This is a genomic window from Arthrobacter sp. StoSoilA2, from assembly GCF_019977195.1.
GTDB lineage: Bacteria > Actinomycetota > Actinomycetes > Actinomycetales > Micrococcaceae > Arthrobacter.
In genome coordinates, this window is sequence record NZ_AP024643.1 from 2,075,695 (window position 1) to 2,091,966 (window position 16,272).

Consider the following 16,272-nt stretch of genomic DNA (forward strand, 5'->3'; position numbering starts at 1 on the left):
ATGAATCAACCCTCAGGAATCAGCAACAACGAGATGCCAAGGACGTTCCACACCGTCCTTGTCGCCAACCGCGGTGAAATCGCCTGCCGTGTCATTCGCACCCTGCGGCGGCTCGGAATCAGGTCCGCCGCCGTGTTTTCCGAAGCGGACGCCGACGCGCGCCATGTGCGGGAGGCCGACCTCGCTGTCTGCATAGGCTCCGCGCCCGCGGCCGAGAGTTACCTGAACATTGAAGCCATCATCGATGCCTGCCGGCGAACCGGCGCGCAGGCCGTGCATCCCGGCTACGGCTTTCTCTCCGAGAACGTCGCATTCGCGCGGGCGTTGCAGGACGAGGGCATTACATTCATAGGACCGGACGTCCACTCGATCAACATGATGGGCGACAAGATTCGCTCGAAGAATCATGTCATTACCCATGGCGTTCCCGTAGTGCCGGGGATCGCGGAGCCTGGCCTGAGCAATGAACAGCTGATGGCTGCCGCTGAAAAGGTCGGTTTCCCCCTTCTGATCAAGCCCTCGGCCGGCGGCGGGGGCAAGGGCATGCATGTCGTCGAACGAATCGAGGACCTGCCCTCTGCCTTGGAAACGGCCCGTCGGGTGGCGCGCAGTTCCTTCGGCGACGATACCCTCTTCCTCGAGCGGCTGGTGCGATCCCCGCGGCACATCGAAGTGCAGATCCTGGCTGACCGCTACGGCCACACCATCCACCTGGGCGAACGCGAGTGCTCCCTTCAGCGCCGCCACCAAAAGGTCATCGAAGAGGCGCCCGCCCCGCTGCTCCAGAACCTGTCAAACGGCACCGAGATCCGAGAACGCATAGGTGCCGCTGCCGTCGAAGCGGCCCGGTCCGTGAGCTATGTGGGTGCCGGAACTGTTGAGTTCCTGGTCTCCGATGAAGCCCCGGATGAGTTCTTCTTCATGGAAATGAACACCCGTCTTCAGGTGGAACACCCGGTGACAGAGGAGGTGGCGCGCGTTCACGGCGCACGGTTGGATCTGGTCGAATGGCAGGTGCGCATCGCGGCGGGGGAGACCCTCGATATCGCCCAATCAAACGTGACCCTGGAGGGACACGCGGTCGAGGCGCGCGTCTACGCGGAAGACCCCAGCCAAGGCTTCATACCGTCCATCGGCCGTTTTCTTGAAATCCGGGAGCCCTCCGGCCCCGGTATCCGGGTAGACAGCTCCCTCATCGACGGTCTGGAAGTATCGCCGCACTACGATCCGATGATCGCCAAAATCATCAGCTGGGGCGGTGACAGGCGAACAGCGCTCCGCAGACTCGACCGCGCCCTGTCAGAAACGCTGCTGCTGGGTGTCAAGACGAACATCGAGTACCTGCGGCTGCTCATCGGTGACGAGGATGTCACCGCCGGGCGCCTCGACACCACGATGATTGACCGCAAGATCTCATCGATGCAATTCAGGACGTTCGGCGGCGAGGAACTGGCCATTGCTGCCCACGCCCTCATGAGCCGACAAGGACTCGTTGGCGACCCTTGGAAAAGTAAGGACGCATGGAGGGTAGGCGGCAACGCCAGGACCGTGATCCATTTGGACGCCGACGGCGGAACGCACATGATCACCATCAGGCAGGAATCGGATGGTCAATCATTTGAGGTCAACGGGGAACTCTTCCGCGTCAGGACCATTGGCGACGGCTTGATCTCGGTGAACGGGATCCGCCGACGGATGTCGGCGGCGGTCTCGGACGAAGGGGCGGTGTGGCTTGGAACCGACGGTTGGGACGGGGTTGCCAGGAAGGTCGACCGTGGAGAACTGGTGAAACGCCGCCTGAACTCCCTCGAGCGGGAACCCGGAGCGGCTTGTCCGGAAGTCCGTTCGCCGATGCCAGGCACTACCATGGCCGTATCCGTGGCAGACCTGGATTTCGTCGAGGAGGGACAGCCGTTGCTCTCCATTGAGGCAATGAAAATGGAGCACCAACTCAACGCCACGATGACCGGGATCGTCAGGCTGAACCTAAAAGTCGGCGATCCGGTCAAGGCCCAACAGATCGTGGCAACCATCGAGCCCCTCCCAGCGGAGACGACTGGCAACGACACGGAAGAAGAGTCCAAGGACATGGCTGAAGCGAAGGCATAACTCCATGAACATCACTGACACCCAGCGCATAGAGCAGCGCGGTCTTTACCTGGATGAACTGAAGGAGGGGACCGTTTACGTTCACCGCCCCGGGCGCACCCTGACCGAAGCCGACAACGTCCTCTTCACCACCTTGACCATGAACAATCAGGGCCTTCACCTGGATGCCGCCTGGAGCGCCACCCAGCCCTTCGGGCAAAGGCTGATGAACTCGCTCTTTACCCTCGGAACTATGATCGGCCAATCAGTGTCCCAGCTGACTGAGGGAACGATCGTCGCCCAGCTCGGCTTGACCGACGTCCGATTTCCCCACCCGATGTTCCATGGCGACACCCTCTATACCGAAACCGAAATCACGGAGGTCCGAATGTCCTCCTCCCGGCCAGGTCAGGGGATAGCCAGCATGAAGCACACCGGACGCAACCAGGACGCCGTCGTCGTGGCCGAAGCGACACGCACCTGCCTGATGTGGACCCGGGAAGCACACGAAGCGTCTGGGCCGGCAGAAAGGAAGGAACCTTGACCGCTTTTGACATGGGCCCAGCTATCCTCTTCTGCCCCGCTAACAGGCCAGATCGGTACGCCAAGGCAATGGACAGTGCTGACGCGATTATCCTGGACCTCGAAGACGCCGTGGCTCCCCTCGAACGGCAGAGCGCCAGACAAAGTCTCATCGACAATCCCGTGGATCCCAACAGAACCATCGTCAGGGTCAATCCAGTGGACACAGGCGACTTCGAGCTGGATCTGCGGGCGCTTAGACAAACCGGCTACCGATACATCATGCTGGCCAAGACCGAGACAGCGGACTCCCTGGTCAAGCTGGCAGGCTACTCCGTGATCGCTCTGTGCGAGACAGCCAAGGGGATCCTTAATGCGCCAAGCATTGCGGAGGAAGGCAACGTCGTAGCCCTCATGTGGGGAGCGGAAGACTTGGTGGCTTCGCTGGGCGGCGTAACCAGCCGAATGGCTAATGGACAGTATCGCGATATTGCCCTGCACGCCCGTTCCCAGGTGCTCTTAGCGGCAGGTTCGGCTGGAAAGCCCGCACTTGACTCGGTCTACACAAATTTCGCTGACCTTGCGGGATTGAAGACGGAGTCCGACGACGCACAGGCAAGCGGATTTGCCGCGAAAGTATCAATCCACCCCGCACAGATGCCGATCATCCGCAGCTCGTTCCTTCCCACGCAGAGTGAGGTTATGCAGGCCCGGCGGATCCTTGCCGCCGCAGAGAAGACCGGCGGCGTGTTCGCTTTTGAAGGACGCATGGTGGACGAACCAATCTTGCGGCATGTCCGAAAGGTCCTCGCCCGCGCGGAACGCTCGGGCACCCGTCCAGAAGCAGACAGCAATGTGAGTACGGCCGAGGCGCTTTCCGGTCGCTGACGAAACGAAACCATCACAACGAGAGAGCCCCGAGAGTGGGGAACATCAGAGGGTGCCGAAATTATGAGCGCATACATCGAAGACTGGACTTGTTTAGCGGGCCGCATCATTTGTATTCGAAGGAACGGCCGACCTGTTCGCATCGGATTGGTCGAGGCAGTCACGCCTGCCGGCGACATGCTGTGGTTACGACGGGGATGGGTCGAACCGAGGGCACTCTTTCAAAAGGAATGCGGTTACACAGCGTGGATTCCCCCCGATGCGCCGTACGACTACCCGCCCATCGATCATGTCTACCTGAGTTGAAATACGATCATGGGCGCGTAGGCACGGACCCGGCGAGGACCGGACAGCTATCTGCGATCTTAGGACATCTCGCGCTACGGCCTCCTCCTACGGTTAAGGACAGAGGCATTCCGCCTCCTTTGAGTCATCGCTCAAGGCAGCACTCATAAGAAAGAAGGAACCGCCATGAAGTCTCGGCGGATAATCAATGCCTCAAGAGGAGGCAACACCCGCGGCGCCATGCGTTCGCAAGCGAACCAACAGCGCATTCCGGCCGAGCTTGAAATGTTTGGCCCCTATGACGCTGAGGCCACGGCGCTCATCCCCCAGGTGGCTTCGCGCTATCTGGCTGCAACTGGGGCCAGAGATGCCCGGTGATTTTGACGGACGACTGTGCCATCACTCCACCTTTAGTGCCCGCAGGATGAAAGACGCCGCGTGTTCCCTCCAGCCTGTACCGGACCAGACAACTGGAGTCGGACATACCGAACGAGGACGGCAGACTACAGGGCACCCCCTGCTCCCACCGCTATCTGCCGAGAGGGAGGGGCCAGAAGGTCGTCTCCTCCTCTCAGCTGCCTGGTTCGGATGGTGGTATGAGACCTAAACGATAAACGAAAGTATGGGCCCGAGCTTCGGTCGCTTCAGGTTGGGCCAACAAGCATCCCACCAACTGAACCACGTTGACCTAGATTCGGATTTTTAATGAGCATTCCAGGAGTCCGACAATGATGTCTAAACTCGCGATCGAAAGCGGTGCATCTGAAACCGGAGCTAAAACGAGAACGCCGCCTGCGGTGAGTGTGTTCTCCACTAGGAAGGCTCCCGTGAGTCACCGGGTGGGGTTGTGGGAGGAACGCAACGAGCGGTCGCTGATCGGCCTGAATGTGTCGACACTGGCCAAGGACAGTGTGGTCAGCACCATGTACAACCTCAGCCTGAGCCGGCTAAGGTTCACCGAGATCTACGGCAACGACCACATCATCGAACGTGCTGCCTCCAAGATCAGGCAGCTTCCCGCGGACTCGGTCCTGTTGTGCCTGCTCCTCGAGGGAAACGCCTTCTACTACCATCAGGACGGGTTCGAGACCCTGGGGGCCGGTGACGCGATTCTGTATGACGCCGACCGGCCTTTCATGTATGGGTTCCACACGCCCATGAGGCAGCTCATCCTTGAAATGCCCCGCGAGGTCTTCCGGGCAAACACCGGAGGCAGCAGCCCGGGTAGGCCCCGCGTGCTCAGGGGCAGGGAGAGCGCCGCGGCCGATGAGCACGTGCGCACATTGGCCCGGGTCATTCAAGGCACCCTTCGGTCCACGTCAGCCCCCGAACCGTTGCTGGAAGATGAAGCCCTTGATCTCTTCGGGCTCCTTGTCGGGTCGAACGCCGGGCCCGCGAGTCAGGAGGCTTACCTCTTGACGGCCAAGGGCTTTATCCGCAGAAACCTCCACCGCCCGGACCTCACCACCTCGAGCATCGCCCGCGCCGTGGGCATCAGCGACAGGCACCTCGCCCGGGTGTTCGCAGTGGAGGAATCCTCCGTCGCCCGGTTCGTCATGGACACCCGCCTGGAGCGGGCGTATCAGCTCCTGACCGAGACGGGTTCCGGGCACGTGCAGGTCGGCGACATTGCCGCCTCCGTGGGATTCGTTTCGGCGGCGCATTTCTCCAGGGCCTTCAGGAACAAGTTCGGATTCACCGCACGCGAGGCCAGGGAGCGGGGCCGGGCACGCCAGCCGTAGCCCCCGCGGGGGGACCGCACGCCCCCCGGTTTTCGGCCCGCCTTGTCTCGTTCTGCCATGTACTTTGCCGGTTCGCGCCATGCCAGGTCAGCCGAGACTGTGAGCTGCAACACTCATTGAAGCGCCCCATACACACAGATGTGAGGAAAATACCATGACGCAGGAACTCGTCGAAGAGACAAACCAGCTGCACGAAATGAGCGATTTTTCCGATCTGCTCGAACGGCTCCACGCCATCTCCCCGGTGCTCAAGGCCAACGGTGAGGCCAACGAGGCCGGGCGCCAGCTTACGGACGAAGTGACCGCGGCCCTCCACGAATCTGGCATCTTCCGGCTGGGAATCCCGCGGTCCGTGGGCGGTTACGAGGCCTCGCCCCGGCAGGTGATCGAGGCCATTGAAACCGTGGCCTACGCCGACGCCTCCGCGGGCTGGGTCGTCATGGCGCTGCAGATGATCACAGGAACCACGGCCGCGTACCTGGGCGCCGAGGCTATCGGGACGATCTTTCCCGACGGCGGCTACTCGCTGATAGCCGGGCAGGGCACTCGCATGGGCAAGGCCACCGAGGTAGAGGGCGGCTACAGGCTCACCGGGTCGTGGAGCTTCGCCTCCGGCATGCCCGAGGCCTCCTGGATCCACACGGCCGCAATCGTGGAGGAAACGGGTGGGGCCCTCATCTTTACCCTCCCCAAGGAGCAGGCCACGCTCATCGACAACTGGGATGTCATGGGATTGAAGGCCACCGGCAGCATCGATTACGTCTGCGAGGACGTCTTCGTCCCGACGGCGTTCACCTACACAGCTACCACTATGGAACCTCTCAACGGCGGAGCGCTCTACAAAATGGGGCTGGCGAACATGTCCGGCATCAACCACGCCGGGTGGGCCCTGGGCGTCGCACGCCGCCTGCTCGATGAGATGCGTGAACTGGCGCAGAAGAAAACCGGCAGCCCCGGCGCCGGCGTGGACACTGAGCAGTACTACGCGGAGTATGCCCAGGCCGAGGCGAAGCTCCGCTCCGCCCGGGCGTTCGTTTTCGAGGTCTGGTCCGGCAACGAGGTCACTCTCGGCCGCGGCGAAAAACTCACCCGCGAGCAGGAAACACTCACGCGGCTGGCGCTGAACAACGCCACCTGGTCCGCGCACGATGTCTGCATGACCGTCTACAAGTGGGCGGCCACCGCTGCCCTGCGTTCGGGAGACCTGCAGCGCTTTTTCCGGGACATGCACGCCGGGACGCAGCACGTCACATCTGGTCCGGTCGTCCTGCAGAACTGCGGCAAGGTCTTGACCGGCCTGGCCGAGGATTCCCAGTGGAGCTACTTCAACCTGGTCAAGAAGTAGCCACCAGCCTGCCCACGCAGAGCCTACACACCGCACCGACCCCACACTTTCCAGGAGCGACCATGACATCTCAATCCGCACACCAAGTCCGGCCCGCAGCCGGTCCCGCCTCGGCATTCGCGGAAACGGTCAGCGCCGACGACTTCAAGGCCGCCTTCCGCAACCATCCGGCCGGCGTGTCGGTCATCACCACCCAGAGCGTCAACGGGCCGGTCGGGCTCACCGCGAGCTCGGTGTTCTCCGTTTCGGCGAACCCCCCTTTGCTGGTTTTTTCGCTCTCCACGCTTTCCTCGTCCACACCAGCCATCCGCGATGCGGAGACCATCGTCGTCCATCTCATGGGAGCCGGGCAGCTCGAACTGGCCCAGACGTTCGCGACCAGCGGCATCGACCGCTTCGCCGACACATCGACCTGGTCCCGACTTGTCACGGGAGAACCGATACTTCACAGCGCCAACGCGTGGCTGCGCGGCAGGATCGTCAACCGGATGGAGGCCGGGGACTCCACCGTCGTGACCGCCCGGGTGCTTCAGGTTAGCGTTCCGGACCAGATCGAACACGATGCGGAAAGCACCCGCCCGCTCGTCTACCACAATCGCGCCTGGCATTCGCTGAGCGAAGCCTCGGTCGTTGGGTAGGAAGCGGAAATGAGTCTGACGTTCGAGCACACCACCCTCGGGCAGCGTGTGCTGTTCGGGACCGGGCAGGCCGGGGAGAATCTGGCCTCCGAGATCGCGCGGTTGGGGGCGCAAAGGGTCATGGTCATTGCATCTACATCCCAGTCCGCGGTTGCGGAAAGCATCACGAAGGACGTCGACGTTGCCCTGAACTACGCCGACGTGGCCCCGCATGTCCCGCTTGAGAAGGCGCAGAAGGGCCGCGCCGCCGCAGCCGAGCTTGGCATCGACCTGTTGGTCTGCGTCGGCGGCGGATCCACCATCGGCCTGGCCAAGGCCATCGCGATGACCTCGGGCCTGCCCATCGTCGCGGTGCCAACTACTTATGCGGGTTCCGAAGCGACCAACGTCTGGGGTCTGACCATGGACGCCCGGAAGACCACCGGCGTCGACGATAAGGTTCTACCGGTCACCGTCATTTACGACGCTCGCCTCACGCTGGCACTGCCCGTGGGGTTGTCGGTGGCTTCGGGCCTGAACGCACTCGCGCACTGCGTTGACTCGATGTGGGCCCCCCGGGCCGACCCCATCAACCAGACGCTGGCCGCGGAGGGCATCCGGGCCCTGAACCGTGGGCTGCGCACAATCAAGCGAGATCTACACGACCGCGACGGGCGGGAGGAGACGCTCTATGGCGCGTACCTCTCCGCCGTGGCCTTCGCCTCGGCAGGATCGGGGATACACCACAAGATCTGCCACGTCGTGGGCGGGGCATACAACATGCCCCACGCCCACACCCACGCCGCCGTGCTTCCCTACGTGCTCGCCTTCAACGCACCCTTCGCACCGGAGGCCGAGCGGCGGATCGCAGCGGCGTTCGGCTCTGACACCGCCGTTGAGGGGCTCAGCGCCCTGCGCGCGGCTCTCGATGCGCCCACCGCGCTGAAAGACTACGGCTTGGCCGAGGAGAACATCCCCGAAGCCGCACAACTCATCCTGCCCTTCATACCCGCTTCGAACCCGCGGACCGTCACCGTCGAGAACCTCGAAGCGCTCCTGACCGCTGCCTGGTCCGGCACCACACCTGGACTCTAAGGACCCGCTATGACCGCACCCTCATCAGCACAACCGATCTCCTCCGAGCAGGCCGCCGTCGAGCTACAACTCGTGGACACCGTCGTCGCTTCTTTCCACAAGACTGAAGATCCTCGCCTCAAAGAGATCATGCAGTCCCTGACCCGGCACCTGCATAACTTCGTCCGTGAAGTACGCCTTACCGAAGACGAGTGGAACACCGGGATCGAATTCCTTACCGCCTCGGGCCACATCACCGATGCCAAACGCCAGGAATTCATCCTGCTCTCGGACGTGCTGGGCCTGTCGATGCAGACCATCGCCATCAACAACACCATGCACACCGGCGTCGCCGCCGCCACCGAAGCCACAGTTTTCGGGCCCTTCTTTGTGGACGACGCACCCGAAATCCCGCCTGGTGGCGACATAGCCGGCGGTGCGGCAGGCCAGCCCTGCTGGGTCGAGGGAACCGTCACCGACACCGACGGGAACCCGGTTCCACGGGCGCGCATCGAAGTGTGGGAAGCGGACGACGACGGCTTCTACGACGTCCAGTACACCGACGGAAGGGTCGCCGGACGGGCCCACCTTTTCGCCGACGAGAACGGCAAGTACGCGTTCTGGGGACTCACCCCGACCCCCTACCCGATCCCGCACGACGGACCGGTGGGGAAAATGCTCGAGGCCGTGGGCAGGTCCCCTATGCGCGCATCCCATCTGCATTTCATGGTCACCGCCCCCGGCCTGCGGACCATCGTGACGCACATCTTCGTGGACGGAGACCCCCAGATTGAGATTGGCGACTCCGTGTTCGGCGTAAAGGAATCCCTCATCAAGAAGTTCGAACAGCAGGCGCCCGGCAGTCCCACTCCCGACGGCCGCGGCCTCGGCAACCAGACCTGGGCCCGTACGCGCTTCGACATCGTCCTTGCCCCCAAAGGCGCCTAGAAGCAACCCGACCTAAGGAAGTTTCCCCATGGGACCTACAACTGCTCCCCATCGTGCCGCCAACCCGCTCATCACCTCAAGACGGGGTCAGATTTGGATTGCCGGCGAAAAAATCTCCGGTACATACGGCACCCTTCAACGCGCGCCGCTCTTTGCATCGTGGGAGGCGCCCGAGACGGTAATCCATCCCTGCCCGCTGGTCCTCATCCACGGAGGGGGTGGGCAGGGAACGGACTGGACCGGCACGCCCGATGGACGGCCAGGCTGGGCGACCAGGTTTGTCGAGGCCGGTTTCGTTGTGTACGTGGTTGACCGCCCTGGCCACGGACGATCCCCCTATCATCCCGGTGTGGTTGGCGAGATGGGGGCGCCGTTCCCTTACGAAGTCGCCAAGTCGCTCTTCTATCCCGACGACGCAGCCACCGAGCAAACCCAATGGTCATACTCCCGCACCAGTGAATCGGACGAAGTTGATCAGTTGGTCGCCGCGATGGGCCCCCTGCCAGAGGACCTCGCGGAGTCCCAGAGAATGGATGCCGAGCGTCTGGGCCGCCTCCTGGACCTGACCGGCCCCGCCGTCCTGGTCACGCATTCCGCCGGCGCACCCGCGGGCTGGCTCACTGCCAACGAACGCCCGGACCTCGTCAAGGCGATCGTCGCGGTGGAACCGATAGGGCCGGCCTTTGCCGAGTTCCCTGGAATTGGCCGGCTGGACTGGGGACTGACGGCCGCCCCCATGACCTACGAACCCGATCGTGAAAGTGCCGAGGAAGCCTTCAACGCCGCAGCCGGAACACTTAAGATCCCGGCTTTGAGAGGGACGCCCGTTGCGGTCCTCACAGGGGGCGCATCTGTCTTCGCAGCCTTCGCCCCGCAAGTCGTCGACTTTCTCCAAACCGCAGGCGCTTCCGTGGAATGGATCCATCTGCCTGAACAAGGGATAGAGGGGAACGGCCACGGACTGATCTTTGAAGCCAACTCTGACGAAATCGCCCGGCTCGTTGCAGACTGGATAGCAACCAGGATCGCCCACAATGCGCCCCTGGATACGTCCACCTCCCGCAGTGATCCGGAGATTGTTCTGGCCCCAGGGAAGGGCGTGGTTTCGCTGGCCGGAACTCCGTAGGACGGCGTAGATTCGGCTCTGAGTGAAACCTTCGAAGGAGTCAACGATGACCGGATGGAATGCAGAGAACGCGGCGGGGTCGACTGGGGCAGGGGTCCTAACTCTGGTGGAAGGCTCGTCCTTCTGTATTTCGCTCCAGAACGGGGACATTTTTCCACATCACCCCCATGGCGTTTTTCACGAGGACACAAGAATCCTGTCCCGCTGGTGCCTGACTGTTAACGGCCGGTCGCTGGAGCCGCTGGCCGCATGGGCTGGTGCACCGTATGAGGGGACCTACATAGGAACGATCCCGTCTGCCAACGGCCGGGCCGATAGTCCACTGACGGTGGAGCGCAGCCGCGAGGTGCACGCCGGCATTGTCGAGGACATCACCATCCGCAACTATGCCCCTCAGCAAACCGACTGCGAAGTAGCGCTCTCGGTGGATGTCGACTTCGCAGACCTATTTGAAGTCAAAGACGGGCGGATCCATCGGCAGTGGGACGCGGCGGCCCAAGAACGGGTCGCTGTCCATCGAGGGGATTTGGGAGGGCGTGCGGAAGGGCATCATGGTGGCCGCATCTGGAGCCGACATCGGAACCGATGGACTCAGCTTCCGCACTGTTATCCCCGCACATGGGGAATGGAGCATGCGCGTGACCGTGACGCCGAGGATGGAGCTCGCCGGATTGGCGGAGCATCCGACCCTCGCCCCTTCTAGGGATACCATCTCACCCCAGAACCTCCGACAGCAGGCCTGGGAAGCCGCGACCCCATTACTTCGGATGGGGAACCGGTCCGTCGAACGAACCATACAGCGCAGTTTCGGTGACATCGGAGCCCTTCGGATAACTGATCCGCAGCATCCGGACCGGATGGTCGTTGCCGCCGGAGCGCCGTGGTTCATGGCGCTGTTTGGGCGGGACTCGCTGCTGAGCTCCTTCATGATTCTTACACTTGACTCGTCACTGGCCCTCGGCACACTGCAGACTTTGGCCGACCGCCAAGGCAACGTGGTGGATCCTCTGACAGAGGAACAGCCCGGAAGGATTCTCCATGAGGTCCGCCTCGGGGTCGGCACGGGTCTGGCACTCGGCGGCAAATCCGCCTACTACGGTACTGCTGACGCCACTCCCTTGTTCGTGACCCTGCTTGGGGAAGTCAGCCGTTGGGTACTCGCCGCGGATGATGTCGCGGCGCTGGTACCTCACGCGGACCGGGCGCTGGACTGGATCCGGGATTACGGGGATCGTGACGGGGACGGGTTCGTCGAGTATGAGCGCCTCAACGACCACGGTCTCATCAACCAGGGCTGGAAGGACTCCTGGGATGGAATCAATTTTGCCGACGGCCACCTCGCAGAGCCACCCATCGCATTGTGCGAGGTACAAGGTTATGTCTACAGCGCATACGTCGCCCGGGCGTGGATGGCGTACGACGCCGGAGACAGGGCTCTCGCAGTTGATCTCCGGGAACGTGCCCGGCGGCTGAAGAAACAGTTCAATGAGCAGTTCTGGTTGCCGGACCGCGGCTACTACGCGATTGCGCTCGACAGGGACAAACGGCCGGTCGACGCGTGCGCGTCCAACATGGGGCACTGCCTGTGGTCCGGCATCGTGGATGAGGACAAGGCGCCCCAGGTTGTCGAGCGTCTCATGTCGCCGGAGATGTTCAGCGGCTGGGGAGTGCGGACATTGGCAACGGACATGGGCGCCTACAACCCGGTCAGCTACCACAACGGGTCCGTCTGGCCGCACGACAACGCGCTCATAGTTGCAGGGCTTATGCGGTACGGCTTCGTAAAGGAGGCGCAGCGGCTCTCCTCAGCGCTGATGGAAGCAGCCGCGTACACGGAGAACCGGCTGCCCGAACTGTTCTGCGGATACAGCCGCTCGGGCTACCCGAAACCGATACCCTACCCGACGGCCTGCTCTCCGCAGGCTTGGTCTTCAGCCGCCCCGGTGATGTTGCTCCGGTATCTGGGCCGCTACGATGCGCACTTATCCCAGGGCGGCATCTGGATAGACCCAGTCCTGCCAGACACCTGGGGGGACCTCCACGCTGAGAACGTGCCTGTTGGCCGATCGCGGGTCACTATCGACGTAGTGGGCAACGAGATTACGGTCACTGGGTTGCCCGACAGCATCGTGTTCCATCGGGAGGCACAGCCGTCACTTGCGGATCGTTTGGATTCCGCCAAAATCTCCGGAAGGCCGTCCAAGATTCGCCTTAGTGAACCTTGATTCATAAAGTGGCCATGGACATGAAGCCGGCTAGGAGCGCGGGTCTGTAGTGGTTTGGTGGCTTGACAGTTCGTGACCTTGCTTGCTGGTGCCGGCCTTGGTTCCTGACGGTTTTCGGTGTGAACGCGGGGACCGGTCAGCTTGGTTGGTGGTCGTGGGTCCTGTCAGTGCCTCCGGGGCTCCGCCGTCGTTCCTTTAGGCTCCTGCGGTGGCTAGGATCCGGGTGTTTTCCCGTGTTTTCCCGTGTTTGAAGAGTTTGAGCAGGTTGTGGCAACCGGTCAGGAGCTCCCATTCGGGGGCGGCTTGCTCAAGCCCGAGCAGGAGGACGTGTTTGCCTTGATGGTACGGATCTGGCCGACGACCGGTTCGATGATCGCTTTGCGCCGGGCGGCCCGGCCCTTCTTGGTTTTCAGTTTCCTCGCCATCCGTTCCCGTAGTGTGGCGTTGGCCGGAATCCTGCCCCGAGGTGCGTCGGGAACCTTTTCGCCGTGTTTGCGGGCCGGTCGCGATGAAGGACTTCGTCCCGCCCTCGCTGGAGGCCTCGATCTGCCGGATGTATTCGAGGTTTTCCGCCGAGCAGCATCCGGCGTCGATGGTACATTGGGCGGGCATCCGGCCCAGGGTCTCGGCGGTGCGTTCGGTCTTCGGGACCAGCTGCTGCGCGTCCACTGCGATGTTGTTCAGCGCGGGTGGCGACGATGACCTGGTGGTCGGCGTCGACCACGGCCTGGGCGTTGTGGCAGTAGTGGTAGGACCCGTCGGCGGTCTTCATGATCCGGGAGTCCGGGTCGGTGAAGTTTCGCTGGGCAGTGGGATTGGGTTCAGCTTTGGCCGCGGCTTCGTTGCCTTTGGCCACAGCAGTCCCGTCGCCATCGCCGCGATCCCGGGCTTTCTGCTCCGCCTTTGCGTGCTTTGGCTGCTGCGTCTTCGAGCTGTTGCGGGCCGCAGCCATCTTTACCAGCCGTGACTGCCGGTCGGCTGTCGGCCCCGAACCGGGCGTCCTCTGCCCTGTCCCCGGCCCCGGAGTCGGCGAGCAGATCGGAGACTTCCGCTGCGAGGATCCTCTCCTTCTCGGTCAACCGGGCATAGCTCATCACCTTGCGGCGGGGATGCGTTGGCCCGCACCTTCGTCCCGTCCAGCGCGACCCGGCTCGACGAGACCATGCCCGCGGCCCTGCAGAGTTCCAGCGCCTGCACGGTAGCCGTCAAACGTCGCCGCGCTGGCGCTGTCTACGGACGTGCTGGAACCGAGTGATCAGCGGCCGTTCCCCTCGGAGTCTGGATGCTCATTAGTGGTCTTGGGACCGCCTGCCATGCAGCACACAGTTCTCGAAGACGAACGTCGCGCTCGGCTGGGGGTAGGTCTTGTCTTCGGCACTAAGGCGGCCCCGCTGGCCGTCGGCCCTTCTACAGTCACTTTCTGCCCCGCCGCCGTGGCAAAGGGCAAGTGTGAGGTCAGCTCGGTAGCGTAGGCAGCAAGGACAACGCGGATGGTCTGCCGCATTCGAGAGCTTGGGGAGAAAATGGGAAGCCGCACGGGGCAGATGGGGGACCTGCGCGTCCTGATGGACACAAATATTGTTCTCGCCATCGAGGGTGATGAGGATGCAGATCACGTCAACCGCCAGTCGGCGTCGAATGTTTATCGCCTTGTTCTGGACGCCGGCGGCAAGATCTCCATCGTGGAGAATCAATTTGATGACATCTCGCGGATTCAGGATCGTCAGCTAAGGGACCGCCGGCGCCGTCAGTTGGAGAAGTATCCGCGGTTGGGACGTGTTGAACTCACCAAAGGGTTCCTGAATGAGGCAGGTTATGCGGCGGATCTGGGGGCTCACAGTAACGATGGTGTGGACGCCGCGCTGCTTCTTACACTGCAGCGTAACGCCGCCACCTGGCTGATAACTGAGGACCGGAAGCTCCAGGGTTTTGACGGCACTGTCGGGGCAGCTGCCAGTTCATTATTCGGTCGATGACGTCCAGCCTCACACCATAGATCCGGTCCAACCGTTCTTTGATTCACTTCGAGCTGATTATGGGGACTTTTCCAGCTGGTGGAAGAAAGTGGTTGCCGAAAGACGGACCTGTCTGGTCATAGGGGGCGGCAGGGATATCCGTGGCCTGGCGGTCCTCGATCGTCAGGAACCGGAAGTGTCCGGATTGACCGCGAACAGCGTGAAGATCTGTACCTTCAAGATTGCCGAAGCCAACCAGGGTAAGAAACTGGGAGAGACACTGCTGGAAGCTGTCATAGCCCGCATCCGGTCGATGCGGGCTGACACCTGCTTCATCGAGGCTTCCTTGGACAAAGAGCCCTTGCTCGCGATGCTGAGGGAATTCGGCTTCTTCGATTTGGGTCCCAAACCGGGGCCGTCCGGCCAAATTGTGCTCGGCAAGATCCTGGAGCCCACCGGTGACCAAGAGCCGCCTGAGCACCCCCTTGAGTACAACAGGCCCTACGGCCCTGGAAAGCGGCGTGTGAACAGGGCATTCCTCGTCCCTTTCATTCCGGTATTCCACAGCATGCTCTTCCCTGCGTCCGAACCACAGCAGTCTTTCTTTGATTTCGACCTATGGAAACGCGATCCGTAAGGTGTACATCTGCCACTCGGGTATTAAAGCGTTGGAGCCGGGCGACACTCTGTTCTTCCTCCGGACGCACGAAAGGCGGGCTGTGCAGGCTGTCGGCGTCGTTGAGGTAACGCGGCGCACCAGCGTCCTGGCCGACGTGCTGAGTTTCGCCGGAGCACGCACTGTATACCGTGCCGAGGAACTCCAGAAGATGTGCGCCAAGGAAGTGCTGGCGGTCAAATTCAGGCTTGACCAAGTGCTGGAGGCGCCAGTGTCCCGCGAAAACCTCAAAATGCTGGGAGTCATGGAAGAGTCCCCGCAATCCATCGCCCAAATCAAATCAGAGGAAGGAATTCAGTGGGCAAGAACGCTCCAGGAAGGGTAGCACTGATGTCTATCAGGCCGGAGTTTGCCAATGCGATTCTCTCCGGCGAGAAGGTTGTTGAGTTCCGTAAGCGGCGTCGCCGATGACGTCAGCCACGTTCTGATATATGCCACGATGCCTGTTGGCTCCCTTCTTGGTTGGTTTGCCGTCCGCGGGCAGAAGACCATGTCCCCGAAGAGGCTCTGGTCCACATTCCGTGCAGTTGGTGGTATTTCAAAGAGCAGGTTCTTTGAGTACTACGACCAGCGGGAGCACGGAACAGGGATCCTGGTCGAGACAGCCGGCCGATTCCCTGAACCCGTCCCCCTGTCGGAACTCGGCACGACCCTTCGCCCCCCACAGAGCTTCCAGTATCTGACGGCAGCCCAGTCAGACACATTCTTCAAGATGGTGCATACCCGGCCGAATGTTGAGTCGGACTCCGAGCTGCATCCGCTGGCTCGTGTTGGCTGATGC

Annotated in this window: 15 protein-coding genes and 1 pseudogene; all 16 read left to right on the top strand. The window is 62.3% G+C overall.

The window, feature by feature from the left end:
• The 16 genes and pseudogenes from LDN82_RS09525 to LDN82_RS09600 all read left to right on the top strand — a co-directional run bounded on the left by LDN82_RS09525 (position 1) and on the right by LDN82_RS09600 (position 16,269).
• Complete coding sequence (locus tag LDN82_RS09525) at positions 1-2,109, top strand: biotin carboxylase N-terminal domain-containing protein (protein ID WP_224167156.1); 2,109 nt, start codon at positions 1-3, stop codon at positions 2,107-2,109.
• Positions 2,110-2,113: 4 nt separating this feature from the next.
• Positions 2,114-2,632, top strand: a complete 519-nt coding sequence (locus tag LDN82_RS09530) for a MaoC family dehydratase (protein WP_224167157.1) — start codon at positions 2,114-2,116, stop codon at positions 2,630-2,632.
• Complete coding sequence (locus LDN82_RS09535; RefSeq protein WP_275965434.1) at positions 2,629-3,498, top strand: CoA ester lyase; 870 nt, start codon at positions 2,629-2,631, stop codon at positions 3,496-3,498. The genes LDN82_RS09530 and LDN82_RS09535 overlap by 4 nt, the downstream gene beginning before the upstream one ends.
• 471 nt (positions 3,499-3,969) lie before the next feature.
• Positions 3,970-4,161, top strand: coding sequence for a hypothetical protein (locus LDN82_RS09540; RefSeq protein ID WP_224167158.1), 192 nt, complete (start codon positions 3,970-3,972; stop codon positions 4,159-4,161).
• A gap of 449 nt (positions 4,162-4,610) precedes the next feature.
• On the top strand, positions 4,611-5,525 hold the full coding sequence (locus LDN82_RS09545) for a helix-turn-helix domain-containing protein (protein ID WP_224167159.1): 915 nt from the start codon (positions 4,611-4,613) through the stop codon (positions 5,523-5,525).
• A gap of 154 nt (positions 5,526-5,679) precedes the next feature.
• Entirely contained in the window at positions 5,680-6,870 is a 1,191-nt protein-coding gene (locus tag LDN82_RS09550) for an acyl-CoA dehydrogenase family protein (protein WP_224167160.1), read from the top strand.
• Between the two features lie 62 nt (positions 6,871-6,932).
• Positions 6,933-7,508: a flavin reductase family protein gene (locus LDN82_RS09555; protein WP_224167161.1), complete on the top strand. Its 576-nt coding sequence runs from the start codon at positions 6,933-6,935 to the stop codon at positions 7,506-7,508.
• A 9-nt stretch (positions 7,509-7,517) separates the two neighbouring features.
• The gene (locus LDN82_RS09560) at positions 7,518-8,582 is read left to right on the top strand and encodes a maleylacetate reductase (protein ID WP_224167162.1); all 1,065 of its coding nucleotides are present in this window, start codon (positions 7,518-7,520) and stop codon (positions 8,580-8,582) included.
• A 9-nt stretch (positions 8,583-8,591) separates the two neighbouring features.
• Entirely contained in the window at positions 8,592-9,509 is a 918-nt protein-coding gene (locus tag LDN82_RS09565) for a dioxygenase (RefSeq protein WP_224167163.1), read from the top strand.
• A 28-nt stretch (positions 9,510-9,537) separates the two neighbouring features.
• Positions 9,538-10,635 (top strand): alpha/beta fold hydrolase, encoded by a 1,098-nt coding sequence (locus tag LDN82_RS09570; RefSeq protein WP_224167164.1) that lies wholly within the window; start codon positions 9,538-9,540, stop codon positions 10,633-10,635.
• Positions 10,636-10,681: 46 nt separating this feature from the next.
• A pseudogene (locus LDN82_RS09575) lies at positions 10,682-12,860 on the top strand (glycogen debranching N-terminal domain-containing protein).
• Between the two features lie 508 nt (positions 12,861-13,368).
• On the top strand, positions 13,369-13,827 hold the full coding sequence (locus LDN82_RS09580) for a hypothetical protein (RefSeq protein WP_224167165.1): 459 nt from the start codon (positions 13,369-13,371) through the stop codon (positions 13,825-13,827).
• 523 nt (positions 13,828-14,350) lie between these two features.
• Positions 14,351-14,836, top strand: a complete 486-nt coding sequence (locus LDN82_RS09585) for a hypothetical protein (RefSeq protein WP_224167166.1) — start codon at positions 14,351-14,353, stop codon at positions 14,834-14,836.
• A 175-nt stretch (positions 14,837-15,011) separates the two neighbouring features.
• Positions 15,012-15,452 (top strand): hypothetical protein, encoded by a 441-nt coding sequence (locus tag LDN82_RS09590; RefSeq protein ID WP_224167167.1) that lies wholly within the window; start codon positions 15,012-15,014, stop codon positions 15,450-15,452.
• Positions 15,453-15,534: 82 nt separating this feature from the next.
• Positions 15,535-15,816, top strand: coding sequence for a hypothetical protein (locus LDN82_RS09595; protein ID WP_224167168.1), 282 nt, complete (start codon positions 15,535-15,537; stop codon positions 15,814-15,816).
• Positions 15,817-15,873: 57 nt separating this feature from the next.
• A complete protein-coding gene (locus tag LDN82_RS09600; protein ID WP_224167169.1) occupies positions 15,874-16,269 on the top strand; it encodes a hypothetical protein in 396 nt (131 codons plus the stop codon).
• Positions 16,270-16,272: the final 3 nt, after the last annotated feature.

Excerpts from the sequence above, each read along its gene's own strand:
- LDN82_RS09580 (WP_224167165.1), top strand. The coding sequence starts at position 13,369 with ATGAAGGACTTCGTCCCGCCCTCGCTGGAGGCCTCGATCTGCCGGATG.
- LDN82_RS09565 (WP_224167163.1), top strand. The coding sequence starts at position 8,592 with ATGACCGCACCCTCATCAGCACAACCGATCTCCTCCGAGCAGGCCGCC.
- LDN82_RS09540 (WP_224167158.1), top strand. The coding sequence starts at position 3,970 with ATGAAGTCTCGGCGGATAATCAATGCCTCAAGAGGAGGCAACACCCGC.
- LDN82_RS09525 (WP_224167156.1), top strand. The coding sequence starts at position 1 with ATGAATCAACCCTCAGGAATCAGCAACAACGAGATGCCAAGGACGTTC.
- LDN82_RS09530 (WP_224167157.1), top strand. The coding sequence starts at position 2,114 with ATGAACATCACTGACACCCAGCGCATAGAGCAGCGCGGTCTTTACCTG.
- LDN82_RS09560 (WP_224167162.1), top strand. The coding sequence starts at position 7,518 with ATGAGTCTGACGTTCGAGCACACCACCCTCGGGCAGCGTGTGCTGTTC.
- LDN82_RS09585 (WP_224167166.1), top strand. The coding sequence starts at position 14,351 with ATGGTCTGCCGCATTCGAGAGCTTGGGGAGAAAATGGGAAGCCGCACG.
- LDN82_RS09550 (WP_224167160.1), top strand. The coding sequence starts at position 5,680 with ATGACGCAGGAACTCGTCGAAGAGACAAACCAGCTGCACGAAATGAGC.
- LDN82_RS09555 (WP_224167161.1), top strand. The coding sequence starts at position 6,933 with ATGACATCTCAATCCGCACACCAAGTCCGGCCCGCAGCCGGTCCCGCC.
- LDN82_RS09570 (WP_224167164.1), top strand. The coding sequence starts at position 9,538 with ATGGGACCTACAACTGCTCCCCATCGTGCCGCCAACCCGCTCATCACC.